The organism is Streptomyces sp. V2I9 (assembly GCF_030817475.1).
Lineage (GTDB): Bacteria > Actinomycetota > Actinomycetes > Streptomycetales > Streptomycetaceae > Streptomyces.
The window spans coordinates 1-25527 of the sequence record NZ_JAUSZJ010000003.1 but is presented as its reverse complement, the minus strand read 5'-3'; the positions used below and the strand labels follow the sequence as shown (position 1 = coordinate 25527).

General features: G+C 71.0%; 15 protein-coding genes and 1 pseudogene. 8 read left to right on the top strand and 8 right to left on the bottom strand.

Going from position 1 to position 25527, the window contains the following annotated elements:
- Positions 1 to 161: 161 nt before the first annotated feature.
- Entirely contained in the window at positions 162 to 572 is a 411-nt protein-coding gene (locus QFZ71_RS30075; RefSeq protein ID WP_307671656.1) for a RidA family protein, read from the bottom strand.
- Between the two features lie 146 nt (positions 573 to 718).
- Here QFZ71_RS30075 and QFZ71_RS30070 point away from each other — a divergent pair, with 146 nt between their 5' ends.
- The 4 genes from QFZ71_RS30070 to QFZ71_RS30055 all read left to right on the top strand — a co-directional run bounded on the left by QFZ71_RS30070 (position 719) and on the right by QFZ71_RS30055 (position 8420).
- Complete coding sequence (locus QFZ71_RS30070) at positions 719 to 1123, top strand: helix-turn-helix domain-containing protein (RefSeq protein WP_307671655.1); 405 nt, start codon at positions 719 to 721, stop codon at positions 1121 to 1123.
- A gap of 194 nt (positions 1124 to 1317) precedes the next feature.
- The gene (locus QFZ71_RS30065) at positions 1318 to 2190 is read left to right on the top strand and encodes a DUF4132 domain-containing protein (protein ID WP_307671654.1); all 873 of its coding nucleotides are present in this window, start codon (positions 1318 to 1320) and stop codon (positions 2188 to 2190) included.
- 148 nt (positions 2191 to 2338) lie between these two features.
- Positions 2339 to 7519, top strand: a complete 5181-nt coding sequence (locus QFZ71_RS30060) for a DNA-binding protein (RefSeq protein ID WP_307671653.1) — start codon at positions 2339 to 2341, stop codon at positions 7517 to 7519.
- Between the two features lie 574 nt (positions 7520 to 8093).
- Positions 8094 to 8420, top strand: coding sequence for a hypothetical protein (locus tag QFZ71_RS30055; protein WP_307671652.1), 327 nt, complete (start codon positions 8094 to 8096; stop codon positions 8418 to 8420).
- A gap of 176 nt (positions 8421 to 8596) precedes the next feature.
- On the opposite strand, the gene QFZ71_RS30050 is transcribed toward QFZ71_RS30055, so the two are convergent.
- The 4 genes from QFZ71_RS30050 to QFZ71_RS30035 form a co-directional block, all read right to left on the bottom strand.
- A complete protein-coding gene (locus QFZ71_RS30050) occupies positions 8597 to 9355 on the bottom strand; it encodes a glycosyltransferase (protein WP_307671651.1) in 759 nt (252 codons plus the stop codon).
- Positions 9352 to 9939 (bottom strand): SAM-dependent methyltransferase, encoded by a 588-nt coding sequence (locus tag QFZ71_RS30045; RefSeq protein WP_307671674.1) that lies wholly within the window; start codon positions 9937 to 9939, stop codon positions 9352 to 9354. Before QFZ71_RS30045 ends, QFZ71_RS30050 begins: the two co-directional genes overlap by 4 nt.
- Before the next feature lie 110 nt (positions 9940 to 10049).
- The gene (locus tag QFZ71_RS30040; RefSeq protein WP_307671649.1) at positions 10050 to 10814 is read right to left on the bottom strand and encodes a PIG-L deacetylase family protein; all 765 of its coding nucleotides are present in this window, start codon (positions 10812 to 10814) and stop codon (positions 10050 to 10052) included.
- Positions 10811 to 11800, bottom strand: a complete 990-nt coding sequence (locus QFZ71_RS30035) for an acyl-CoA dehydrogenase (RefSeq protein WP_307671648.1) — start codon at positions 11798 to 11800, stop codon at positions 10811 to 10813. Before QFZ71_RS30035 ends, QFZ71_RS30040 begins: the two co-directional genes overlap by 4 nt.
- A 322-nt stretch (positions 11801 to 12122) precedes the next feature.
- Here QFZ71_RS30035 and QFZ71_RS30030 point away from each other — a divergent pair, with 322 nt between their 5' ends.
- Positions 12123 to 12698, top strand: coding sequence for an SsgA family sporulation/cell division regulator (locus QFZ71_RS30030; RefSeq protein WP_307671647.1), 576 nt, complete (start codon positions 12123 to 12125; stop codon positions 12696 to 12698).
- 62 nt (positions 12699 to 12760) lie between these two features.
- Here the strand turns inward: QFZ71_RS30030 and QFZ71_RS30025 are convergent, their stop codons facing one another.
- Positions 12761 to 13291 (bottom strand): DUF4265 domain-containing protein, encoded by a 531-nt coding sequence (locus QFZ71_RS30025; protein ID WP_307671646.1) that lies wholly within the window; start codon positions 13289 to 13291, stop codon positions 12761 to 12763.
- Positions 13188 to 14120 carry an IS5 family transposase gene (locus QFZ71_RS30020; RefSeq protein ID WP_373465225.1) on the bottom strand — a complete coding sequence of 311 codons (933 nt, stop codon included), beginning with the start codon at positions 14118 to 14120 and terminating at the stop codon, positions 13188 to 13190. The genes QFZ71_RS30025 and QFZ71_RS30020 overlap by 104 nt, the downstream gene beginning before the upstream one ends.
- 181 nt (positions 14121 to 14301) lie before the next feature.
- Here QFZ71_RS30020 and QFZ71_RS30015 point away from each other — a divergent pair, with 181 nt between their 5' ends.
- Positions 14302 to 22653, top strand: coding sequence for a type I polyketide synthase (locus QFZ71_RS30015; protein ID WP_307671644.1), 8352 nt, complete (start codon positions 14302 to 14304; stop codon positions 22651 to 22653).
- A gap of 70 nt (positions 22654 to 22723) precedes the next feature.
- Here the strand turns inward: QFZ71_RS30015 and QFZ71_RS30010 are convergent.
- Positions 22724 to 23552 (bottom strand): annotated as a pseudogene (locus QFZ71_RS30010) (IS5 family transposase).
- A gap of 69 nt (positions 23553 to 23621) precedes the next feature.
- On the opposite strand from QFZ71_RS30010, the gene QFZ71_RS30005 reads away from it, so the two are divergent.
- Positions 23622 to 24155 (top strand): helicase associated domain-containing protein, encoded by a 534-nt coding sequence (locus QFZ71_RS30005; protein WP_307671643.1) that lies wholly within the window; start codon positions 23622 to 23624, stop codon positions 24153 to 24155.
- Between the two features lie 562 nt (positions 24156 to 24717).
- The gene (locus tag QFZ71_RS30000; protein ID WP_307671642.1) at positions 24718 to 25287 is read left to right on the top strand and encodes a transcriptional regulator; all 570 of its coding nucleotides are present in this window, start codon (positions 24718 to 24720) and stop codon (positions 25285 to 25287) included.
- Positions 25288 to 25527 lie beyond the last annotated feature (240 nt).

Genomic DNA, 25527 nt, shown 5'->3' with positions numbered 1-25527 from the left:
CCCACCCCGTCGACTCCCCGACACGCCGGGGCCCGTCTCGTCGAGGACCTCGCCCCTGTGTGCTCCTGGGCCGCCGCACGAGCCAGGGCAGGACATCGATGGGCTGTCGGCCCTCGCTCCTCCGCCGTCTCCCCGGACGTCGTGACCGGGTCGGCGGCCGTTCAGCCGAGGACGGCGGTGGCTTCGACCTCGACGAGGTGGTCGGGGGAGGAGAGGGCCGCGACGCCGATCAGGGTGCCCGGGGGAGCGGGGACGGCGCCGCCCAGCTTCGCGGCGGCCCGGGTCACGCCCTCGCCGAAGGCGGCCATCTTGTCGGGCGTCCAGTCGACGACGTAGACGGTCAGCTTCACCACGTCGGCGAAGGAGGCTCCGGCGCCGGCCAGGGCGGTGGCGACGTTGAGGTAGCTCTGCTCGACCTGGGCGGCGAGATCGCCCGCGCCGACGGTGCGCATCTCGGCGTCCCAGGAGACCTGTCCGGCGACGGAGACCAGCCGCGAGCCGGTGGCGATGGACACCTGGTGGTAGGCGTCGATCTTCGGCAGTCCGTCAGGGTTCACCAGGGTGATGGTCATGATCGTCGAATCTCCGTACGTGCGTGGGGCTCGTGGGCCCGAGCCCACCGGACCGGGTCGCTCCCGGTCTCTTGTGGATACTCGGTAACCATAGGAGACTTAGCGTTGAGCTGGAAGAACGCACTTTTTCGTTACGGAGGAACCTGATGGTGACCAAGGCCTACCCGGGCTCGCCCGACCAGGCGGACCTGAGCCGCGCCGACTCCCTGGCGCGGGAGGTCTTCTCGGACATCGCCAACAAGTGGGCCCTGCTGATCATCGAGACCATCGGTGACCGCACCGCCCGCTTCGGCACCCTGCGGGACGGGGTCGAGGGCATCAGCCACAAGATGCTCACCCAGAACCTGCGCATGCTGGAGCGCAACGGACTGGTCGTCCGCACGGTCCATCCCGTCGTACCCCCGCGCGTCGAGTACACCCTCACCGAGGCGGGACAGGCCCTGCGCGTGACGATCGACGGCATGTGCGCCTGGACCCACCAGTATCTCGCCCACATCGAAACGGCCCGCCGCCACTTCGCCACCGACCGACCGGACGGTTCCCCGCGCTGACGCGCGGAGACGGAGGCCCCGCCCGGGCGTGCGGCTGCTGCACCGCCCGGCACGCACCGATGTGACGCCCCGCCGGATTTCGACGAAGCGGTGATGTCGGCGCCCGTGACTAGTCTTCGGGCATCGTCACAGGCGAGCGGTGCCCCCGGGGGGCGCTGTGCCGAATTCGGGTACAGGGAAAGACGGAGACGCACATGGGCTGGCTGGCCGCGGGTGACACATACGAGATCGCGCTCAGGGAGGGGCGGGTGGTGGCGAGGTCCGCTGCGGACCGGCGGCCGAGCAGCCTGCCCGAAGAGATACGGGACGATCCGGCGGTGATCGGACTCCAGCGGTTCGCCGAGTGGATGGAGTGGCACGCGGCCGGGTGCGTGAAGCAGGTGGAGACCTGGATGGTGTCCTCGCTGCCCGTGCCCACCGCCCTGCTGGCGCAGGTATGGCCCGACGAGGCATGGCGCAACACGCTGCGCGATCTCGTCGTGGTCGGCGGGGACCCCGAAGAGACCGGATTCCTGCGGGGCGTCGAAAGGACCGGGGACGCCGGCGGGCTGCCGCTCGTGGTGACGACCGGCGGTGACACCCTTCGCATCTCGTCCCCCACGGTGGCCCTGCCGCACCCGGTCCTCCTTCCGCAGTTGGAGGAACTGCGGTCTCACGCAGCCGAGTTCGGTGTCTCCCAACGGGTCGAGCAGCTCCACCGGCCCACCTGGCGCAAGCCGGAGGCGGCCGACGCCCTCGCGGACGAGGCCGCGACGTTCGCCGGCGCGTACTACGCGTCCTGGTACCGCCTGGCAGGTCGGGCCACCGCCCTCGGCCACAAGGTCGGCGGCGACCACGCCACCGTCCGCGTCCAGGAAGCGGGACGGACCCTCACCGCGGCGGTCCACATCGGCAACGCCTACAACAACGCCGACGGGGCGACGGCCGGCGAAGTGGTCTGGAGCGACCCCCACGGCTCCCCGCTGCCACTCACCGACGTCGGCCCCATCGCCTGGTCCGAGGGGATGCGCATGGCCGCCGCCCTGCACGCCGGACGCACGGTGACCGCGGACCACCCCGCCGGCTGAACGGCACGCGACGCCGGGGGCGAGCGAACGGGCGCCCCGAGGATGCCCCTGCCCGCCGCACAGGACGAGACCAGCACCGACGGGGCGGGCCCCGGGGACACAGGTCCTCGCACGCCCCAGCACAGCCACGAAAGAAGGCACCGACACCATGGACAGCACGAAGACGGACACCCCCACGGAGGGCGGCACGAGGGGCGTGGAGGAACTGCTGCGGGCCGGCGCGGTCCTGCCGCCGGGCACCGCCACAGGCGGCGCCCGGGCCGTCCCCGTGGTCGCCCAGACCTACCGGCATCCCGCGCTCGCCGACGACCAGGTCGTCGTACGCCTGGTATCCGTGGAACCAGGAGACGACCCCGGTACGGGATTCCTCGGCCTGCAGGCCGAGGGCGAGCCGGTGGAGGTCGGGGTGGGACAGCCGCGGGCGCTGGGCTTCCCGGAATGGGTTCTCGTCCACCACCCCGAGGACGGCCACCTCGCCATGTCCCTCCTCGAACGCATGGAGAAGATCTCGCGGACGGCGAAGTCCCGACCGAAGCGGGCGCGCGCGTCCTTCGAGGAGATCGGCCGGGAACTCGCGGGCGCCGTACCGCACGTGCTCCCCACCTTCTACGAGCAGGCGGGCCGGGTGTTCCTGGACGCCGACGAGAAGTCGTACGCCTCCATGATGTTCTCCCACGCGCGCAAGGCGGAGACCGCGCACGGGCTGCCGTTCGACGAGGAGCGCATGGACACGGTCTTCCTCGAGTTCTCCCTGGCCGACGCCGTGCAGCCGGCCATGCTCTCCAGCTACGCGAAGGGACTGTCGTCCCGCTCCCGGCTGACGCCCGGCAGGGCGCTGCGGCACGTGCGCGGGCTCTTCGTACGGCTCGCGGCACACGGATCGGCCCCCTCGGGCCCCGCCGTGGGCGATCTGCGCAGGCTGGCGAAAGCGGCCGCGGGCAAGGGCGCGTTCGACGTGGAGGTCGACCATCTGCGGCAGATGCTGGTGCAGCCGGGCACGGCCAAGGCCCCCACGAGCTGGTGGAAGGCGAACAGGAAGGCGCTGCTGGAACTCACCCGGCGGGAGCCCGCCTTCCGCGGCGTCCTGCTGGGCATGATGCCCGCGGGCTGGAAGCCTCACGAGCTCACGTACTGGGCGGAGTTGCTGGAGGAAACCGGCGCTCTCGCCGGGCTGTTCGACCCCGCGCTCCCCTCGGACGTACGCCCTCCCGACGGCACCGCCGGCTGGGCGAGCAGGCTGCTGGAGGCCGTGCCGCCCCGCGATCTGTACCCGCTCTTCGACCGGATGGCCGACGTCCTGCGCACCGAACTGGCCGCCACCGACGCCTCGCTCCCCGCACCCATGGACGCCGTCCTCCTCGACCGGCTCCTGGCCCTGGGCATAGCGCTGTCCGCCCCGGGATGCTGTTGTGCGCAGATCCAGTTGGACGCGTGGGCACAGGAGGACGACCGGAGCGATCTCCTCGCCCTGCGGGCCGACGTCCGCTTCCGCCCGGCCTTCCGAAGGGGCTGCGACCGGTATGTGGGCGGCAGGGAACACGCCTTGCTGGCCGCATCCCCCGGCGGGCGGCCGATGCTCGCCGACTGGGTGGCACAGACGGCCCGCGCGTACCTTCCCGCCGAGTTGAGCGCCTTCTCCTCGCGGTACTCCACCCCTCTGTACAGACTGCGGGAGCTGTCGGGAGAGATCCTGGCCGTCGCCGAGGCGGAGGTACGGGCCGCCCTGGCCCCCGGTCTCGCCCCCGCCCTCACCCGCGCCCTGCGGTCCGGAATACTCGACGAACTGGGCTGGCCCGCCTGGGACGAGGCGGTCGCGGCGCTGGAGACGCCGGACCCGCTGGAGGCGATCACGGTCGCCGACGCCTGGCCCCACCTCGTCCTCCGGGCGAACAGGCAGATCAGGGTGATCGGCGGAGAAGGCGCCGTACTCACCCACACGCTGGAGGTCCCGGCCGGGACGCCTCGCCTCGCCCACATCGAGTGCCACTACGTCGACGGTGAACTGGGCGTGTACTGGCAGCCGGTGGACGGGTCCGGCGCGTACGTCCACTGGCCGCGCAGTGCCCCGGAGCCGGCCCCCTCCGGGTACCCGATCCCCCGCATGAGCGAGATCCGTTGGAGCGACGAGGGCATAGGGGTGTGCACCCTGCCGCTGCCCGGCGGAGGACGGGCCACCGGGGGTGGCGTGGTGCGTCCGGGGGATTCCGCCTTCCCGTACGAGCGGGAGCTGCTCAGCGACGGGACGTCGTTCTGGGTACTGGCACGGGACGGGGACCACCCGCACCGGGAGCCCCGGTGGTACACGTACGATCCGGTCACCGACACGGTGGGCGAGACCGGTATGCCGGACTGGTTCGGCGAGGGCCTGCGCGCCGCCCCGCCGGGGAGCCGGTTGCTGGCGGCCCGGTTGCTGCCGGCCTTCTCCGCCGGACCGGGGCCGCTGTGCGCGCCGGTGGGCGGCCTGATCGGCTGGCGCGTGCTGGAACTGCCGGACGGCTCCATGCGGGCCGAGGACCTCGCCGGACGCGCCGTCGTCCTGCCCAAGGGGGCGGAACCTCCCCGGCATGTGCTGGAGTTCCCCGGAACCGGCCGCTTGCTGGCGGTGACCTGTGAGTACGGCACCATCAAGGTGCTCGACGGCGAGGGCGACGGCCGCGTGGTGGCCGTGGTTCCGCGGGGAGAGGGCGGTGCCGTCGGCTTCGCCGCCGGAACCCGGCTTCTGCCACCCCTGCACTTCTGGCACCTGCTGCGGCCCCGCGACCCTCAGGGCTCCGCGGCGCTCCGCCGGATCGGCGAGGAGACCGTGGCGGAACTGCTGGCCGCCGCCGTCGCCGAGCGGCAGGAGGATGCCGGGGACGAGGCGTCCGGCACGTGCGGCCCGAGCCGGCTGGTCGACCTGATCAGCACGCTGCTGCCGGAGGTGGGCCACCACGCGCTGCGCACGGGCATCGCCGGAATGGTGCGGCACGCAGCCGAGTACCAGAGCGTCCTGAACGCGGCGCGCGCCCGTTTGGACGCCGCCGTCCTCGCCGCCGGGGACGCCAAGGAGAACGCGCGGGAGGAAGACGTCCGGGAGGCGGGTCGTGGCGAGGGGGGCGGCGGTCCGGAATGCGACCCGACGGAGAACGCCGCGCGGGCGGGTGTGCCGGAGACGGGCGGACCGCGGACGGCCACTTCCGGACCAGGCGCACCGGAGCCGAACGGCCCGCGGGCGGAGTCGGTGGGCGCGGCCCCCCGGGGCGACCTGCCCGAGCCTCCCGACGACGAGACCCTCGCCAGGGCGGTGGGCGGCCTCGACCTGGTCGCCGGCCGTCACCTCAGCTCATACGAACACGACCTCTTCGAAGCCCTGGGGTTGATCGGCGACCTGATCCGGACGCCCATCGGGACCGAGCCGGACGACAGGCCGGCGTCCCTGGACCCGATCGACGTCCTGAACTGGCGCGACCTGCCCTCGATGGCGGCCCCGCTCGCCCTGCGGGCCGCTTCCCCGGCCACTCCGGACGTCGACCGCGCGGCGCAGCACGCGTACTTCGCCGAAGCGACCGCCCGAGGGCTCTCCGAACTGAATCCCGCACACTGGCGCGTCGTCCTGTTGGAAGCGGACACGGCCCTGCTCACAGACCCCCGCGAGCTGTACGCTGCCGAGTTCCCGCCGACCGTCCGCGTCGTGGGCGACGGCGCCTTCCTCCTCTTCTGCAGGGCGTGGGAGCACGCCCCGCAGTGGGCTCTCCCCTCGGGCCGGTCGCAGGCCCGGAGAGCTCTCCACCACGATCCGGCGGGCCGGTTCGAGACGCCCACCCCTTACCTGCCGGTGGCCGACGGCCCGTTCGTGCCGGATCCGAAGCGCGCTCCCGGCTGGAGCGCCGTGCTCCTCGCCGAACTCGCCGAACGCGGCCCCGCCCCCTGGTTCCCCGAGGCCGCCGAGACCTTCGCGCGGCTCACCGGGGCCACCCCGACCATGGCCCGGCTCCTGGTCGCCGGGATGCCGCGTATCGACGACGACCGGGCCATGCCCGCCGAGACGCTCAAGACCATCGGCGTGCAGCCTGCCGACGTACGCCTGGCCAAGGACCTGCTGCGGTCCCTGGCCGCCCCCGACGTCCGGCGGGCCGTCCTGGACGCGCTCCTGCCCACCGACCCGACCCGGCTGTGGACGGACGGCCCCGACGCGGTCGCGGCTGCGGAGGTCTGGAACCGCATGGTCGGCCGACGCACTCCCGTCCCCGAGGAGCCGCTCCGGTTGGCGGCCGAGACCCTGGGCGAGAGCTGGTGGCGGCCCTACGACGCGGTGCCCGCGTTCCTCCACGCGGACACCGACCCGCGGTTCCACAGCGCTGTGATCGATGAGGAGTACTACGGCATCGGCGCCTTGCAGGGGACGCCCGCCGTGGACATCGGGGTGCTGAAGGGGACGGTGGCCCTGACGGCCTGTCTGGCCCACCGGCTCCCCGTCGGTGATCCGGTGCGTACGGCTCTCGCCGGAGCCCTGGCAGCGGTACGCGACCGCGTGGCCGACCCCGAGGTGATGATCGCGCTGAAGGTCCGCGACGCCGATACGGAGAAGCTGCAGCGGCTGCTCGGGGAGCCCGTGGACGTCGGCGAGCACGCCGTGCGCTACGGCCCGGTCGTCGTAGGCAAGGAGGCCCGCAACCCGCACGCGTCCTTCCGCTCGGTGGTGTCCGGCGAGGACGAGGGCGAACCGCTCCTGAAGGCCCTCTTCGGCAGCGGCCCCCGGGGAGCGGAGGAGACCGCGCTCCGCCTGCTCGGCGACGAGCGGTTCGCGGCGCTGCTCGCCGATCCCGGAGAGCCGGGGGCCGGCGCACGCGACGAGGACGGCCGGTGGTGGCCGCAGCACCCCGGTCATTCCGCCCCCGCCCTCGTCGCCGAGGCGGCCGAGAAGTACGGCATCCACGAGGACGCCGCCGTTCTCTACCTGATGGTGCTCGCCATGCCCGACCCGACCGACCGCAACACCGCCCTCTGGACCGGCTGGCCGAGGCAGCGAGGCGGTACGGCCCGGCTCCGCACCGCCCGCGACCGGCTCGCGGCGACCGGCCTCGTGGTGGAAGGCAAACGCACCCGCGCAGCCCGCACCCTGTTCCTGCCGGGGGAATGGGTCTCCCTCCCCAAGCCGCACATCCCCCTCGAACGATGGAAGCTGCCGCTCCACCCCCTCCTCGACGGCGAGAACACGCCCCTCGGCGTCGTCGTCCCCACCGAACCCGCCGCCGACCTCTACCGGCGCGCCTGGCAGCGCGTCGTGGACGGGGACGGCCCCCGCTTCGAGAAGATCGAGGCGCCGCGACCGCGCAAGCACCACCGCTGACGGGCAGAACGCGGCCGGGCCGTCCGCGGTCCGGCCGCACCGGAACACGACCGGGCACGGACCGGTCCGCGGTCCGCCCACGCATATGGCCGCCCACCATGGCGCCGACCGGGCTGTCCCAGTCGGTGTAGAAGACGCGGGGCGGGTCGAGGTCGACCAAGAGCTCGGGCCGCCGTGGGAGCGGTGCCCTGGGCGGGCGGGGCCCGACGCGCTGCGCGCCTGCCCTCCGGCGGGCCCGCGTCGTACGCGGCGGCCCGCCCGCAGCGCGGCCGACTCGTTCGGATCGTCACCACGGACCTCGGCGACCATACGTACCGCTCGTTTTGCGCAGCCCAACGGGACAGGAGGAGGGGCGCGCCAGGACTCAACCCTTCACGGAATCAAGTCTCTACCGAACCCGGAACGGTTCAAGTTCCCTGTTCGCATGGCTCTGCCGGCCCACCGAGACGCTCGTTCGTCTCATCTCACGCCGAGGTTGAACAACAAGCTGAAAGAACGAGCCACGCGCCCCCACCCCGGCCGGGCAGCCCTGCCGAAACGGGCCCCGCGCGGCCGTGCGGCGCATCATGAGGGCATGCCATCGGAGCACAGCGGCCCGGAGCGGACGGAAGACGGACGGTACGTGATCGTCGACGGCCGGCGCCGGCGGGCGACCGACCCGGACATCCCCGAGGAAGCGGCCGCAGCGCTGCGCTCCCACCTGATGGCGGCGCGCCGGGCGGTACGGGAAGCCAAACGCACCGCGGACGAGGCCGCCCTGCGACGGGCACGCGAACGGGTCCAGCAGGCCAAGGTCGCGCTCGGGGAGCGAGGCGACCCATGGTGGGAGCAGACCGCCCGCGACCGCACCCGGCGGTGGCGCGACGGGCTCTCGCAGCTCGACGACCCCGACCAGACCTGAACCACCGCTCCGGGACACCACCTGACCAGCGCACCACCCAGGACCTCACCCACCGGAGTCACCGGCGGGCGTCACGGCACCCCCGCAAGCCCCTACCGGGCACCTGGCCGGCCACCCGCGTCTGGCCGACCCCGAGAACGCCCCGAGAACGCTCCGGGACAGGTGCGGGGACGCGCTCAACCCGCGGCCTCCCCGCCCGCCGCGGCGAGCGGAGCCCGCCGCCCCAGCCCTGCCAGGTGATCACCGAAACCCCCGCGAGCACGAGGCGTCGCACGGGTCGACGTGGCCACAGGACAATCGGCGGTACGCAGAATGCGTGCGCCCGTACGTTCCAACGCCTCGACCAGCCCCCGGTCCTCGTCGAGCGGTTCAGGCGGAAAACCACCCGCCACCGCATAGGCACGGCTGCCGACACCCAGGTTCGCACCATGCACATGAGGGTGACGCCAGGGCCGGCCGGCCGACGGACGGGTCGCCTCGTACAGGCGGTGGTAGCGGACGGCCAGATCAGGCTCGCCCGGCGGCCAGCACCCCGCGATCACCGTACCCACGACCGCGTCCCACCCTTCGGCGGCACGGGCCAGCTGGTGGGCCAGCCAGTCCGGCCGCACAGCGCTGTCGGCATCCGTGGAAGCGACCCACACACGGTCCCGGACGTCGCCGAAGACGCCGAGCGCCGCGCGGACACCGGCGGCCCGGGCACGGCCGACGCTCCGGAAACCCACCGGAACGACGAGAGCGCCCGCGGCCCGGGCGACCGCGGCGGTGGCATCCGTACAGGAGTCGGCCACGACCACGATGAGCACAGGCACCGCCCCGACACCGGGATGCTCCGCCGCCGCACGCACCGAAGCCAGCGCGGCCGGCAGCAGATCCTCCTCGTCACGGGCCGGGACGACGACGGCCACGGCGGCAACACCGCCCCGCGCGCTCACACGAGTCCTTCACGGGCCGCGGGAGAAGGAACGGCCGCACCACCGGGGCCGGTGCGCTCGTACACCTGAAGCACGAAGTCGTCCTCACGGTGGTCGGCCGTCAGAGACAGCCCGGAGAGGGAACCGACCGTACGGGCCAGTGTGGTGCCGGTACCCCGGTGATCAGGAACCGGATGGTTCCAGTGGACCGTGACCAGGGTGCCGCCGGGCTCCAGAGCACCCACAGCGAGATCCAGGACACGGTGCAGGGCGGGCGCGTCGAAATAGTAGAGCAATTCGGACAGGACGATCAGGTCGAAACGCCCAGCAGGCCACTGCTCGGGAACGGCCATACGGCACACGTCCACATGAGGCAGAGCGGAAGTACGCCCGCCCGCGGTCGCGACCGCGGACTCCACCCGGTCGCACGCCACGACCCGATCACACCGCTCCGCCAGACGCACCGTCAACTCACCCACAGAACAAGCAGGTTCGAAAGCACGCCGGTAACGCGGCAACGGCAGACTCGCCAGCGTGAGATCGTACTTGCGCCGCTCGTACCACCGCTCGGCGAGGTGCCAGGGGTCCCGGGCACCGCGATACATGCCCTCGAAGTACGAGGCCGGAGTCCCCGCCCCACCCGACACATCCGGCGACCGGGACGCATCAGACGCATCCGAAGCACCGGAAACCCCGGACACGGGGCGGTCACCGCTCACCGGAAGACCACCTCCCGGTCGCGCAGATGGTGTGCCAGCTCATCCGGAGGCAGGATCGCCGCGTCACCCGGCCCCGGCCCCAGCGGAGCGATCTGGCTGACGAACCGCCCCACCGCCGCCCTCTTCCGTTCCAACACCGCCGAGGACAACGGAACGACGGCCGCACGCCCCCAGGGAACCCGCGAATCGCCCGGCACCGCCCAGTGCCACATCCACACCGGATAGAGCCAGCACGGAACACCCACACAAGCCGCCGCCCGCACAGCGGCCCGCCCGGCCGCCTCATGATCACCATGCACATCCCCGGTCCACGGCGCGACCACCAGATCCGCCCCGCCGGCCAGCGACGCGATCCGAGCCACGACCTCGTCCTCGAACACCCCCACCCGCGTATCGGGAACCCGCAGGCGCACCACGGTCGCATCCCCCGCACCCAGCTCCGCCAACGCGGCACGCGTCTCGGCCGTACGCATCCGAACCAGCTCGGACGCGGTGACGACACCACTATCAGGGTGAGAACCCTCACCATCCGTGACCGCCACGACGATCACCTCCGCCCCCGCCCCCGCCAGCATCGCCAGCGCACCGCCGAACCCGAGCACCTCGTCATCCGGATGAGCCGCGACCACCACCACACGGCCCACACCCCCCAGAACAGCCTCCGGAAGATCACCCCAACCCGGCCACGCCCGCCAAGCCGCTTCCGAGGTACCGGGCGCCTGAATGGGATCGGCGTAACCCTCCCCGACACCGCCCGTCACCGCCGCACCCCCGGCCTCGCCAAGGACGCACCCAGCCCCGCCAGATCACGTTCCGCATGATGCTGGCGGATGTACACGCCCAAATCGGCCACAGCACGGGCATGCCCGGCATCACCGCACAACGGCCCCGCCCCGGTCGCCCTCCCCACCCGGTCCAGCACCTCCCGGCAGACCGACTCCACGAACGCACGCACCCGCATCGCCCGCAACCGGGCCTCACCCCGCTCGTCATACGGGTCGGCATCGATCTCCCGCGCCGCCCGACGCAGAAGCGTCACAGCCGCGTACAGCTGCACATCCACCGCCCCCAGATGAGCATCGATATGCGGATCGGCACCATCCGCAGCCGCCTCCCGCAGAACCCGGGACACCGCCACCGCCCCGCCGTACCAGCACGCCGCCACACCGACACCACCGTGCCAGAACCCGGGCCTGCTCACATACGCCTCCGGCTCACCCACCGCAGAAGCCGGTACATCCGCGAACCGCACATCAGGGGTGTCACTGCCCGCCATCCCCACAGCACTCCAAGTGCCCTCGACCGGCCTGCACCCCTCCGCCGCCACCCGCACGGCGAAAAGCCTCCGCGACCCACCCGCCCGAGCAGTCACCAGAGCATGAGTACAACTGTGCGCACCCGAGCAGTACCGCTTCAACCCACTCACCACCCACCCCGCCCCCTGCCGGACAGCGATGAGCCCCTCACCCGGAGGCTCAGCCGCCCACACCCCCCACCGCTCCCCAGGAACCGGCGACGGCGCCCCCAGCTCAGCCAGGATGGCGGTGGCATCGACATGCCCCTCGACCAGACGCGCCGTACTCAGACCGGCCTCGGCAACAGCACGCAACGCCGCCAACCGCTCGGCGGTACGCCCCGACCCCGGCAACGGGAAGCTCAGTCCCCCCTCCTCGACACGCCTGACCGTCTCGGCGAATCCTTTCGCGGCCGCCGCCACCTCGTCGGGCGCAACAGGACCTGTCGGCATGGGTTCGGATCCTTTCAAGACGGAAAATCAGGCCTCATACAACTGATCGCACCTCCACGACCACCGGCGCCCCGCCCCCTCGCACACTCGGACGCGCACAGGTGACGGCTCCACCCAGTGCCCCTCCCACCAGGAGTGAAACGTTTCGGCCACCCGAACAGGACGGCCGATACGGACAACACCCACCGAACACCGACCCCCGGAACGAACAGAACGGACGAGGAACACCACGAAACGAGTGAGACATACGAAGACGGGGTAACCGCGAAAAGCTCGACGGTCAGGAAGCGGCTGTCCTTCCGCCCTCTCATCCGGAGTCCCGATGCACCTCCTGCCAGCGCTCCGCCGCCGACTGGCGCGCATTGCCGCACTGCTCACCCCTCCAGCACCGCCACACCCCGCACTCCGGACGAACCCCGACCGACCAGACCGAAACCGACCGGAAACCCCTGCGGAAAGACGGGCAGCCGACACCCCCCGCACATCCGGAGCCCCTCCGGCCTGGCTCCCCGCCTCGCTCCACGGCGGCGAGGAGGGCTGGATCCCCGTCCTCATAGAACTTCACTACGAACGCGAAGACCCCCTGGCCGTGGAGTTCACCTTCCACGGGCCCACCGGCACCCTGGCCCGGTGGAGCTTCTCCCGCGACCTCCTCCTCGCAGGCCTCAACGACCTCGTAGGACAAGGAGAAGTGATGATCTGGCCCTCCACCGAGAACCCGACCGACAGCACCCTGTTCCTCCGCCTCGGCCTCCAGGAGCGCCACGCCCTCCTCGCCGTACACCGCGCCCCCGTCCACAACTGGCTCACCAGCACGCTCACCGCCGTCCCGATCGGCCACGAGATGGCGGGCATCGACTGGGACGAGGAAGAACGACAACTCCTCCGAACCGTGTGAGCAGGGCACCGCACCCGCCCCTCACGACGAACCAGCCGCAGCGCCCCGGCCCCGCCCTGCCCTCAGCGGAGCCGATCTCGCCGACCGGACCACGCGCTGCGCCATGCATCGGTAGCACAACCCACTTCGAAGTGCCCCCACCCATCCTCCTGGCCGCGGACGAGCAACTCCTTGATCCCACCCAGGTCTGCCTCGGCCGGCACGTTCACGGCGACCAACGGGAACCCCTCACCGAAAACCTCACCACCCAGGCCGAACGGCGACAGCCGCTCGTGCGCAGCCCGAGCACTTCTCCCCGGTGGGCCGGAAGGAACGGGCAAGACCCGGACCGTGCGGTTACCTGATGCCTCCACCCGTTCCTTCGCCCGGCGGAGTCCGTCGGCGTCCGTCACGAACCGTACGACCTCGCCCTCAGCCACGCCGTCCTGCAAGAAGGGGACGTTCTCCACCCTGGCGGTATCTTCGCTCAGGCGAGTGGCCCAGAGCCCTTCAGCGTCGTAGGGGAGCCACCCTTCGCGCGGCACAAACCGGTACCACGCCTCGATCCGATCGCTCTCGGTAGCACCGGGCTCGGAGAGATTCGTAGAGGTCATGGTTGGCCTTGGGCCGTGTCCTCTGTGGCGAGTCGGGCGAGTCGTTTGTAGCCGCGGCAAGACCGAGGAGGGCCAGGTAGTTGCGGGGGTGGCGTTCGTAGCGGTGGTTGAGTCTGCGGTAGCCGGTCAGCCAGGACACGGTCCGCTCGATGACCCGTCTGCTGCGGCCCGACCGTTCGCCGGACTCGACTCCCTTGCGGGCGATGCGCACGCCGATGTGCTTGCCCCATAGCCATTTCCGCAGGTGAGGAACGTCGTAGGCATGGTCCGCGTGCAGGCGCTGGGGCTTGGAGGAGCGACCGCGGTGGGGGCCGTGTCTCGTTTGGTGGCCCTGAACCGTGGGCTTCAGCGCAAGGCTGTCGTGGATGTTCGCAGCGGAGATCCCGACAAGGAGGGGCAGTCCGTTCACGTCCGACAGGACGTGCATCCTTAAAGCCCGGCCTACCCCGGTCCACGTGGCTCGGACCTGTGAGTTCGCCCCCTCTTCAGCGCTCACATGGGCGGAGTCGAGCACGGCCCGCAACAGGTCGAGCAGGCCGACGTCGTCCAGGCGGTGCAAGATCTCCTCGTGGAGCCGCCCCCGGACACCGGCTCTTGACCAGAGCAGGAACCTGCGGTGGGCCGTCGACTTCGATATCCCGAAACACGGCGGCAACGCCCGCCAGGCGCATCCGCTGAACAGGACGTAGATGATCGCGGCGAACAGCGTCTCATCAGGCGAGTCCTGCATCCCACCACCCTGCGGCCGCACCTTCGACGGCGGAGTCGGCGGCTCCGCGATCCCCCGCAACCCGTCCGGAACAATCCAACTCCACGTACCCCTCCCCATGAACGACTCAATGAGCTGAGACCACATAGGACACGGTTCTCATCCTGCACGGCTCGGCAACCCGACGCGTGGTCCGACCCGTTGCAGGTTCGCCGGGCACCGCCCCCTGACGGACCGGTCATCTATCGTGATCATCGACAGCTCCCGTCCAGAGGAAGTATTCGTCCTTGTGACAGCGCACATGGCCACTCTCCGTCCTCTGCCGGATCTGCTCCGGGAGCATGCCCGGCTTATCGGCACCAAGACCGCCTTCCAGGACGACCGTTCCCGTGTCACCTACGAACAGCTGGAACAGCGAACAGGCAGGCTGGCGGGGCATCTCGTCAACCTCGGTCTGCGGCATGGGGAGCGCGCGGCGATCCTCCTGGGCAGTCGTGTGGAGGCCGTCGAGAGCGTCCTCGCCGTCCTCAGGGCGGGCGCGGTCGGTGTGCCGATGGACCCGCGGAGCACCACCGCCGAGTTGGCGCACCTGCTGGACGACAGCGGGGCCCGGGTCGTCTTCACCGACCGGTCCTCCCTGGGCCAGTTGCTGCCGCTGCTCCCGGAGCGTCCCCGGCTGAGCGTGGTGCTCGTCGAGGACGAGGATCAGGATGCCGGGACGCGAGGCGAATCCCCGGCGGCGAGGGCGAGTGGCGACTCGGTCGACGAAGCGGGCATGTTCCGTTACACGACCCTGGCCGCCACCGAGCCGCCCGCGCCGGCTCCTGATGATCTCGGGCTCGACGAGGTGGCCTGGCTCTTCTACACCTCCGGATCGACCGGTCTGCCCAAGGGGGTGCTGTCCACTCAGCGCAACCGGCTGTCGTCGGTGGCGGCCGGTTTCGTCACCGTCCTCGGCCTGTCGGCGGATGACCGCCTGCTCTGGCCCCTCCCACTGCACCACGCCATGGGGCAGCTCCTGTGCGTTCTCGGGGTGACCGTGACCGGAGCCTCCGCCCTGCTCCTGCCGCGATTCTCCGTGGCGGATGTGCTGGGTGAACTACGCCGGACCGACGACCCTTTCACGCTCCTGGCCGGGGTACCGGCGACGTACGGCCAACTCCTCGACGCCGTGGGGACCCACGGGCTGGAGGCGCCCGCGCTGCGTGGCTGCGTCAGCGGAGGCGCGGCCGCGCCTCCCGCTTTCCAGCGGGCCTTCGAGGAAGCCTGCCGGGTTCCGTTCCTCGATCACTACGGAAGCACCGAGGCGGGGCCCGTCACCATGACGGCACCGGGCACCGCCCGGGCGACCGGCTCCTGCGGCCGTGTGCTGCCGGGCATGCGGGCGCGTATCGGCGACAGCAGCGGCACCGAGGTTCCGGGCGAGGGCGAGTTGTGGGTCTCCGGACCCGGTGTCATGGCCGGCTACCACCAGCGTCCCGACGACACCGCCGAGGTCCTGCGCGACGGGTGGTACCGAACCGGTGATCTGGCCCGAATCGGCCCTGGCGGTGAACTCACCCTCACGGGCCGGGTCAGCGAGCTGATCATCCGGGCCGGGGAGAACGTCCATCCCTCCGAGGTGGAGGCGGTACTGCTGGCCCTGCCGGGAATCAGGGACGCCGCCGTGGCGGGCGTCCCGGACGACGTACTCGGTGAGGTCCCGGCCGCTTACCTGGTTCCGGCGAAGGCCGGTGTCCTCGACAGGAGAAAGATCCTCGCCGCCTGTCGGAATCACCTCTCACCGTTCAAGGTGCCCGTAACCCTCCACGAGGTGGACGCGATCCCGCGCACCGCCTCGGGCAAGGTCAGACGGTACGCGCTCGCCGGCCTGCCCGCGCGCCCTCTGCCGGCCGGGGGCCTCCCGCTGACGGAGGCAGGGAAAGCGGACCTGACAGCTCTGGTACGGGCCGAGGTCGCCGCCGTGCTCGGCTGCGCCGTGGACGAGGTGGAACGGAGCACCGCGTTCCGTGACCTGGGGCTGGACTCGTTGACGTCGACGCTGCTGTGCAACCGTCTGTCGGCGGCGACCGGTCTCCCGCTGTCCGAGGCCGCGCCCTTCGACTTCCCCACCACGGACGAGCTCGCCGCACATCTTCGGGCACGGCTCACCAGCCGGACGACGACCGCCACGCCCAGCCGTCCGGAAGGCACCGGTACGGACGAGGACCCCGTGGTCATCGTAGGAATGGCGTGCCGCTTCCCCGGCGGCGTGGAGAACCCCGAGGACCTGTGGCGGCTGGTCGAGGACGGTGTCGACGCCATCACCCCCTTCCCCACTGACCGGGGGTGGGACGTGGACGGGCTCTACGACCCGGATGCCGGACGGGCCGGCCGCACCTACGTACGCGAGGGAGGCTTCCTGTCCGGTGTCGACCGCTTCGACCCGGCCTTCTTCGGGATCTCGCCCCGCGAGGCCCTGGCCATGGATCCGCAGCACCGGTTGCTGCTCGAAGTCGCCTGGGAGGCTTTCGAACACGCGGGGATCGAACCCGGTACGGTGCGCTCCACGCCCACCGGCGTGTACGCCGGACTCATGTACAGCGACTATGCCGGCCGTATCGCCCGCACACCGGAACGTGTGGAGGGCTACCTGGGCATCGGTAACGCGGGCAGCGTCGCCTCCGGCCGTATCGCCTACACCCTGGGCCTGGAAGGCCCGGCGGTCACGGTGGACACGGCGTGCTCGTCGTCGCTGGTGGCCCTGCACCTGGCGGCTCAGGCCCTACGCAGGGGCGAGTGCTCACTGGCGCTGGCCGGCGGAGTCACGGTGATGTCGGCGCCCCAGTCCTTCATCGAGTTCAGCAGGCAACGCGCGCTGGCTCCCGACGGCCGCTGCAAGGCGTTCGGGGCGGCGGCGGACGGCACCGGGTGGGCCGAGGGCGCGGGAATGCTGCTGATGACACGGCTGTCGGAGGCCCGGCGGGCGGGTTACCCGGTCCTGGCCGTGGTGCGCGGTTCCGCGGTGAACCAGGACGGTGCGAGCAACGGCCTCACCGCCCCGCACGGACCGGCGCAGCAACGGGTGATCCGCCAGGCTCTGGCCGACGCGCGGCTGGAACCCGCGGAGATCGACGCAGTGGAGGCACACGGCACGGGCACCCGACTCGGTGACGTCATCGAGGCGGAGGCGTTCCTGGAGGCATACGGGCAGGCCGGTGCACGGGAACACCCCCTGTGGCTGGGCTCGGTCAAGTCGAACATCGGGCATACGCAGGCGGCGGCGGGCATGGCCGCTGTGATGAAGATGGTCCAGGCGATCGCGCACGGCATACTGCCGCGTACGCTCCACGCCGAGGAGCCGAACCCCGGCGTGGACTGGTCGTCGGGTGCGGTGTCATTGTTGTCCCGTTCGGTGCCCTGGCCCCGGACCGGGCGGCCCCGGCGGGCGGGTGTGTCGTCCTTCGGGATCAGCGGAACCAACGCACATGTGGTGATCGAGCAGGCGCCTGTGGAGGAGCCCGATGACTCGGGCCGCCCGGACAGGCGGACCCCGGACAGCGGATCCCCGGCCGCCCGGACGGCCGGGGCACCGGTTTCGGCCGTGCCATTCCCGGTGTCGGCGAAGAGCGCCTCGGGACTGCGGGCGCAGGCCCGGCGACTCCACGCCCACGTGAGGGAACGCCCCGGAGCGGACCTGCTGGACCTCGGTTTCTCACTGGCCACCACCCGCGCCCACTTCGAGCACCGCGCGGTGGCGGTGGCCGGTGACCGCGACGAACTGCTCGCCTCGCTCGACGCGGTGGCGGAAGGCCGCTACCGGCCGGGCCTGAGCACGAGCGGTCCCCGCCCGGCGGGCCCGGTGGCCTTCATGTTCACCGGGCAGGGCAGCCAGCAGGCGGGCATGGGCCGGGAACTGTACGAGACCCATCCCGTCTACGCCCGTTCCTTCGACAAGATCTGCGCACTGCTGGACCCGCTTCTGCCGCGGCCACTGCGGGACGTGGTGTTCGCCACCGAGAACGCCGAAGGCGGCCGGAAGGGCACCGAGGCCTCGCGAGCGGGCGGACTCCTGCACACGACGCGCTTCGCGCAGCCCGCACTCTTCGCTCTGGAGGTCTCGCTGTTCCGGCTGCTGGAGTCCTGGGGCGTACGTCCCGACATGGTGGCCGGTCACTCGGTCGGCGAACTGGCGGCGGCGCACGTCGCCGGTGTGCTGTCCCTCGCGGACGCCTGCACCCTGGTCGCGGCGCGGGGCCGGCTGATGGACGCGCTGCCCGCCGGCGGCGCGATGGCCTCCGTAGAGGCAGACGAGAGCGAGGTCACCGCGTATCTGGCGGGCGGAGCGGACACACTGCGGGAGGTGGACATCGCAGCCGTGAACGGTCGCTCCGTGGTCGTCTCCGGGAACGAGCCCGCGGTGCTGGAGGTCATCGCGCACTGGCGCGAACAGGGACGTGGAGCCACCCTTCTGCGGGTGAGCCATGCGTTCCACTCCGCGCACATGGAACCCATGCTCGAGGCCTTCGGCGCGGTCGCGCGGGGGATCGTCTACTCCCCACCGGAACTCCCCCTCGTCACCGCGGTGGCGGACCGGCCCGCGACCACCGAGGAGATCTGCTCACCCCGGTACTGGGTGGACCATGTTCGCCGGCCGGTCCGTTTCGCCGACACGCTGCGGTACCTGCGGGAGCGGGGGGCCACGCACTTCGTGGAGCTCGGCCCGGACAGTGTGCTCGTGGGCCTGGCACGTGACGCCTTCCCCAGCCCCGGCCCGACGGCCACCTCGGGCGGCCGTGCGGACAGCTCCGCGCCCTTGGCCGTCCCGACGCTTCGTGGCCCGCGCCCTGAGGCCGGGGCGCTGCTCGCCACGGTGGCCGCGCTCCACGCGCACGGTGTGCACGTGGACTGGCAGGCGGTCTTCGCCGGGCGTGGCGCACGGCGTGCGGCGCTGCCCACCTACGCGTTCCAGCGTGAGCGGTACTGGCTGGACGCCGACCCGCCGGGGTCCGCGGCGGAGCCGGACGCCGCGCCCCACCCGTTCCTGCGAGCGGTGACGTCGACGGCGGACGACGACGGCCTGCTGCTGAGCGGTCGGCTGTCCCTGCGCGACCAGCCCTGGCTCGCCGACCACACGGTGTTGGGCACGGCGCTCCTGCCGGCGACGGCCTTCGTCGAGATGGCGATCCGCGCCGGGGACCGGGTGGGCGCCTCCGTACTGGAGGAACTGACGCTGACTGCGCCGCTTCCGCTCTCCTCCGACGAGGCGGTCGAACTCCAGGTGAAGGTGGCGCGAGCGGACGCGGACGGGCGCCGGGCCGTGGTGTTCCACGCGCGGACGCACGCTCCCGGATACGACGACGGCCCCTGGAACCGCCATGCCTCCGGAGTCCTGGCCCCTGCGGACTCCGGCCTTCCGCAACCGCGGACCTCCGCGGACGCGCCGTCCCCCTGGCCGCCGGCGGGCGCTGTCCCGCTGCCGCCCGGCACCGAGGCAGGTATCGGCTTCTACGAGGGACTCGCGCACAGCGGGCTCCGTTACGGACCGGCCTTCCAGGGCCTGCGGGCTGCCTGGCGCCTGGGCGAGGACCTCCTCGCCGAGATCGAACTCCCGGAGGGGGAACACGGAAACGCCGACCTCTTTACCCTGCATCCGGCCCTGCTGGATTCGGCGCTGCACACCTTGATGCTGGACCAGACTGCCCCGGGCGGTGAAGACGGCGACACCGGTAGCGGAACCGGGGCACTGTTGTCGCTCCCGTTCGCCTGGAGCGGTGTGCGGCTGTACACGTCCGGCGCCCGCACACTGCGGGTGCGGGTGTCCCGGGCGGAGGGGAACAGAGCCCGGCTGGAGCTGGCCGACGGGACCGGAGCCCCTGTCGCCACGGTGGACTCGCTCGTCCTGCGGCCGCTCTCCCGCGAGCAGTTGAGCGGCGTACGCGCGCACAGCGACTGCCTGTACCTCCTGGACTGGACGCGTCTGCCGGATTCCTCCGTCCCGATGCCGGGGAAGCCGCCTCTGTACGGGCTCCTGGGCGAGCCCGGCCCGTGGCTGGACGACGCACTCCTGCGGGCGGGCATCGGGCCGACGGCCTATCCGGATCCGGCCTCGGCGGCCACAGACGCACCTGCCGTCATGATCGCCTGCCCTCCGCTCACCGGGGCCGACCGAACGGACCGCGCGTCGGCCGCACACCGTACGGCCGGCTGGGCGCTGCGTCTCGTACAGGACTGGCTCGCCGAGGAACGGCTCGCCGGCTCACGTCTGGTCGTCCTCACTTCGGGCGTCGTCGCCACCGGAGCCGAGCGGGACGGAAGCATCCGCGACGACGATGCCGCGCTCGTCCACGCACCTGTGTGGGGTCTGCTCCGCTCGGCGCAGACCGAGAACCCGGGCCGCTTCTCGCTGGTCGACGTCGATGACCACCCCGCCTCCGCGGGGGCCTTGGTACGGCTCCTGACGAGCCCCGAACCGCAGACGGCCGTACGCAACGGTGTCGCGTACGTACCGAGACTGGTCCGCGCGTCCCAAGCGGCAACGGAGACGGCCGATGGGGCGTCGCGTCGGCTGCGCTCGGACGGCACCGTCCTGGTCACCGGGGGATCCGGTTCGCTGGGCAGGGAGTTCGCCCGTCACCTCGTGGTCGCGCATGGGGTGCGTCACCTGCTGCTCGTGGGGCGTCGCGGAGCCGATGCGCCCGGCACCGCCGAGCTGTGCGCGGAACTCACAGGACTGGGCGCGGAGGTCACGGTGGCAGCCTGTGACGTCGCCGACCGTACGGCGCTCGCCGCTCTGCTCGCGGGCGTGCCGGAGGCGCACCCACTGACCGGCGTGGTGCACACCGCGGGGGTCCTGGACGACGGTGTGATCCCGGCACTCACACAGGAGCGGCTGGACCGCGTACTGCGGCCGAAGGTGGACGCGGCCCTGGCCCTGCACGAGCTGACCCGGGGCAGCGACCTGGCGGTGTTCGCCCTGTTCTCCTCGGTGGCCGGGGTGTTCGGCTCCGGCGGCCAGGGCAACTACGCGGCGGCGAACTCGTTCCTGGACGCGCTGGCACGGCACCGCAGGGCGCTCGGGTTGCCCGCCACTTCTCTCGCCTGGGGGCCGTGGCAGCAGAGCGGTGGGATGACGGCCGCGCTCCGGGACGCGGACCTGCGCCGGATGGCCCGTTCCGGATTCGTTTCGCTGCGGACCGAGGAGGGCCTCTCGCTCTTCGACACCGCCGTCGAAGGACGGAACTCCGTCCTGGTGGCAGCTCGTCTCGACCCGGCGGCAACCGGGGCACCTGGGGCGCCGCTCTCCCGGGTACCGGGCCGGGGGCCCGTACGGAGCACCTCCGCATCGCTCACCGGGCTCGGCACCGACGCCGAGGACTCCCTTCGCCGTCGGCTGGCCGCCACGCCTCCGGACGAACGCGGTGCTCTGCTCCTCGCGCAGGTCCGAGCGGAGGCCGCCCTGGCACTCGGCCACGGCTCGGAGGATTCCGCGGTCGAAGCGGACCGCGCGCTGGCGGGACTGGGCCTCGACTCACTGGCCGCGGTCGAGTTGCGCAACCGGCTCCAGGAGCTCACGGGACTGGCCTTGCCGGCCACGCTCCTGTTCGACTACCCGACGCCGCGTGGGGTCGCCGCCCACCTGGCGGAACGCTGGTCACAGGACGCCCCTGAAGCGCTCGAACCTCTGGCCGCTCCCGGCACCACCGGCCCCGGTGCGGCCGGGACCGCCCCGGGCGGGGCCTCCTCCCGGCGGCAGGGCGGTGCCGCGGAAAGGGCCTCGGCTCCGAAGGGCGCGGACGCCGACTCCTTGTCCGCGCTCTTCCGTACGGCGTGCGCCCGTGGCAAGGCGTGGGACGGGATGGTCCTCCTGACGATCGCGTCACGTTTCCGTGAGGTGTTCGAGGGCCCCGAGGCCCTCGGCTCGCCACCTTCGGCCGTCACTCTCGCGACAGGGGGTTCCGGGCCCCGCCTGATCTGCTTCCCCGCCCTCAGCGCACTGTCAGGGCCGCACGAATACGCCCGTTTCGGGGCGGCCCTCCAGGGCCGGCGTCCGGTTTCGGTCCTGCCCAACCCCGGTTTCCTGCCACGGGAACCGCTGCCGGCCACGCGGGACGCCTTCGTGGCGGTACAGGCCGCCGGCGTGCGCGCGTGTGCGGGCGGCGAGCCGTTCGTCCTGCTGGGGCGCTCGGCAGGCGGATGGGTGACACACGCGGTCGCCGAGGAGCTGGAGCGCACGGGCCTGACGCCGTCCGCCGTCGTACTGATCGACACCTATCCGTGCGAGGACAGCGGCCTCGGCGGCAACCGCGGTGACGGGTCCGCGCTCTCGGCGATGACCGCGGGCATGCTGGACAATTCCGCGCAGTTCGCCTCGGCCGAGACCGACCGGCTCACCGCGATGGCCGGCTACCTGGAGCTCTACGCCCGCTGGAAGCCGACGGAACTGGCGGCTCCCACCCTCTTCGTCCGGGCCGGAGAGCGCCTGCCGGGCATCGAGGCCGCCGAGGCATGGAGCCTGCCGCACTCCGAGATCACCGTGCCCGGTGACCACTTCACCGTTCTGGAGGATCATTCCAGCACGACCGCCATCGCCGTCCACACCTGGCTCTCCGAACATCTCGCAGAGGTGGACACGACCGGAGGCCACTCCCGGCACCAGGACGGGGCAGCCTGACGACGGCCGAGCTCCCGGCTGGCAGTTACCTGTCTAGTTGCAACACCCTAGTTCTTTGAACTAACAGCGGCTAACACAATGAGTTGATCTGTCGGTGGGTGATGAGGCAGCGGGCGAGTTTGAGGAAGGCTTCGTGGATGTCGGCTCTCCGTTCCCAGCGGATGCGGAGGCGTTTGAAGCCGTGGAGCCAGGCGGAGCTGCGTTCGACGACCCAGCGGTAGGTTCCCAGTCCGGTGCCGTGGAGGGTGCCGCGGCGGGCGATGGCCGGGACGATGCGGCGTTGGCGGACCTGTTCGCGGTAGATGTCGTGGTCGTATCCGCGGTCGGCGAAGAGTGAGTCCGGCTTGCGTCGCGGGTGTCCGATCCTGCCTCTGATGGGTGGGATGGCGTCGATGAGGGGCATGAGCTGGGTGACGTCGTTGCGGTTGCCGCCGGTGAGGATTACGGCGGGCGGTGTGCCGTTTCCGTCGGTGATCAGGTGGTGTTTCGATCCGGTTCGGCCACGGTCGACCGGACTCGGTCCCGTGTGGCTCCCCCTTTTATGGCGCGCACGTGGCTGGAGTCGACCACTGCACGCGACCGGTCGAGGCGGGCCGCCGCGTTGAGTTCGGCCAGCAGTACTTCGTGCAGCTGCTGCCAGACGCCGGCCTCGTTCCAGTCCCGCAACCTCCGCCAGCACGTCATGCCCGACCCGAAGCCCAACTCCTTGGGCAGGTACTCCCACTGGATGCCGGTGTGCAACACGAAGAGGATGCCGCACAGCACCTGCCGGTCCGGCAGCGGCTTCCGTCCAGGGTGCCGAAACCGGCGTTCCCTGCACGGAAGCAACGGCTCTATCCGCTTCCACAGGTCATCCGACACGATCCACGGCGAAGTCCCCATATCCGCCCAACGCTCAACTCCTGACGCGGACACGGCCAAGAGGACCGAACCACCTCATTGTGTTAGCCGCTGTAAGACCGTGCCCTATGTGGTGGGGCGGTCGTCGGGCTGGTCATGGGGCGGGGTACAAACAGCACGGCCACCTCGCCATCCCCACCACCGGACCCAGCGGCCAATTCCTCATCGATCAACGCGCCGCCGCCCGCAAAGGCCGCCTCGCACCCGACCGCGAAGCTCAACTCACGGCCCTCGACCCCGACTGGCTCCTCCCACACGGAGCCGACTGGCACCGCAAATATCACACCCTGCGCCGCCACATCGAAGCCGGCCACGACCTCGCAACACTGCGCCGAGACACGGTCATCGACGGCATGAACATCGGGAGCTGGCTACAGCGCCAACTCACCACCTTCACAACCCTCAAGCCCACCCAACGCGCGCTGCTGCTTCAGATCGGCGCCGACCCCGCCCGCCTCCGACTCTCAGCCGGCATGCACGCCCGCCGCTCCTTCGAACAGAACACTGAACTACTGAGAGCGTTCATCGAACGCCACAACCGAACGCCCGGAGCACGGGAGTGGATCGAGGCCGACGGCGCGCGCGTCGAGATCGGGGCGTAGCTCCGCAGGACCCGGGCCAAGCGGAACGACGGCCGACTCACGGACGAGCAAGAACGATTGCTGTCCGAGATCGTCCTGCCCGACCCACCCAGCCAACGGCCCCGCACAGAAGACCAGGACTGAAACTCAGATTCTCCAGAGTTTTCACCACTTACGACACATCCCTCGTCCGCAGCCTCGAACAGAGACCATGCCCTCCCACACACCTGCACGGGCCACTCAGCAACCCAACCCCTTGACCACGAGCCACCCCCGTCCGTGGAGCAGCCGGTGACATCCCCATGACCAGGACCTGTGGTGGCGTCACCTCGTTGGCCGCTACCGCGCAACGGACTTCGGCATGAGCGTGGCCCACGACACCGAGATCGGATGAGACCTCTTCCATGCTCTGGCCGAGCTGAATAACCCACGTTCAACGCCCTCCTCAACCTTGCTACGCCTGATTTTACGGGACTTCCTCAGTGGGATCGGATGGCATTGATTGGGCAACTCTCAGAATTGCCAATTGAATTGAGGTAATATTGGAACAGCTGAGACGATCGAACAGAAGAGGTTTCCACAAGTGCCGAAAAGAACATACGACTTCGGTCACTACGGAGCCCGAGGAATCAAAGGCAGCGAAGCCGTCGCCCGGCAACTCGATCAGCTCGTCGACTACATCACCACCCCCATCACCACCAAACGTGGCCTCATGGCACGTCTCAACTACCTGACGAAGTCGGAACCCGCCCGTCAAGCCGCACGCGAAGCCGGCCTGACCGTTACCGACCGCACCATCAAGGCCTGGCTGACAGGAAAACGCCACCCCTCCCGAGCAAGTCTCCAGCAGATCGAAACCGCCTACCACACAGTGCGCCGGCAGAACGTGGCCCGCTACCTGCTGCGCCGTCTCAACGGTGGGGGCGGCACGCGGGTAGAAATCCACCCATTCAGTCAGTCCCAGGTCGATCGCAGGTTTCAACGGGTTCTGGAATACCGGAACTTGAATGTCCGTCAGTGGGATGCTCTGGTGCGCGCGTGGGCAGTGGGGGACGGGGGAGCTCTGGACGATGCATGGGTGAATATCATTACGGATCTGGGGTCCCAGTGGGGTCAGTACGAGTATGTTTCAGCGGTTGGATTTGCCGCGTAGAATCGATGCATTATCAATTCCTTTCCCTGGATTAGATCTGACGGCCGAATCAAGCCCCCACCCTGTTGCTGCCGTCTTTGGTGAAAGCCGCGGAGCGGATTTCACGCTGGGGTTCGCGGAGCGAATTCCAGCTGCGGACAACGGAGTTGTCCGCTCGGCCACGGAGTGGCCGGCCAGCGCGGAGCGCTGGCTCCCGCCGCGTAGCGGCGGCGCGTCGTGTCCGCGGAGCGGACCGCGCGC

What these genes read in the sequence shown, in the direction of transcription:
- QFZ71_RS30075 (WP_307671656.1), bottom strand. Translation starts at nt 572, where the DNA reads ATGACCATCACCCTGGTGAACCCTGACGGACTGCCGAAGATCGACGCC.
- QFZ71_RS30070 (WP_307671655.1), top strand. Translation starts at nt 719, where the DNA reads ATGGTGACCAAGGCCTACCCGGGCTCGCCCGACCAGGCGGACCTGAGC.
- QFZ71_RS30065 (WP_307671654.1), top strand. Translation starts at nt 1,318, where the DNA reads ATGGGCTGGCTGGCCGCGGGTGACACATACGAGATCGCGCTCAGGGAG.
- QFZ71_RS30060 (WP_307671653.1), top strand. Translation starts at nt 2,339, where the DNA reads ATGGACAGCACGAAGACGGACACCCCCACGGAGGGCGGCACGAGGGGC.
- QFZ71_RS30055 (WP_307671652.1), top strand. Translation starts at nt 8,094, where the DNA reads ATGCCATCGGAGCACAGCGGCCCGGAGCGGACGGAAGACGGACGGTAC.
- QFZ71_RS30045 (WP_307671674.1), bottom strand. Translation starts at nt 9,939, where the DNA reads ATGTATCGCGGTGCCCGGGACCCCTGGCACCTCGCCGAGCGGTGGTAC.
- QFZ71_RS30035 (WP_307671648.1), bottom strand. Translation starts at nt 11,800, where the DNA reads ATGCCGACAGGTCCTGTTGCGCCCGACGAGGTGGCGGCGGCCGCGAAA.
- QFZ71_RS30030 (WP_307671647.1), top strand. Translation starts at nt 12,123, where the DNA reads ATGCACCTCCTGCCAGCGCTCCGCCGCCGACTGGCGCGCATTGCCGCA.
- QFZ71_RS30025 (WP_307671646.1), bottom strand. Translation starts at nt 13,291, where the DNA reads ATGACCTCTACGAATCTCTCCGAGCCCGGTGCTACCGAGAGCGATCGG.
- QFZ71_RS30020 (WP_373465225.1), bottom strand. Translation starts at nt 14,120, where the DNA reads ATGGGGAGGGGTACGTGGAGTTGGATTGTTCCGGACGGGTTGCGGGGG.
- QFZ71_RS30015 (WP_307671644.1), top strand. Translation starts at nt 14,302, where the DNA reads ATGGCCACTCTCCGTCCTCTGCCGGATCTGCTCCGGGAGCATGCCCGG.
- QFZ71_RS30005 (WP_307671643.1), top strand. Translation starts at nt 23,622, where the DNA reads ATGTGGTGGGGCGGTCGTCGGGCTGGTCATGGGGCGGGGTACAAACAG.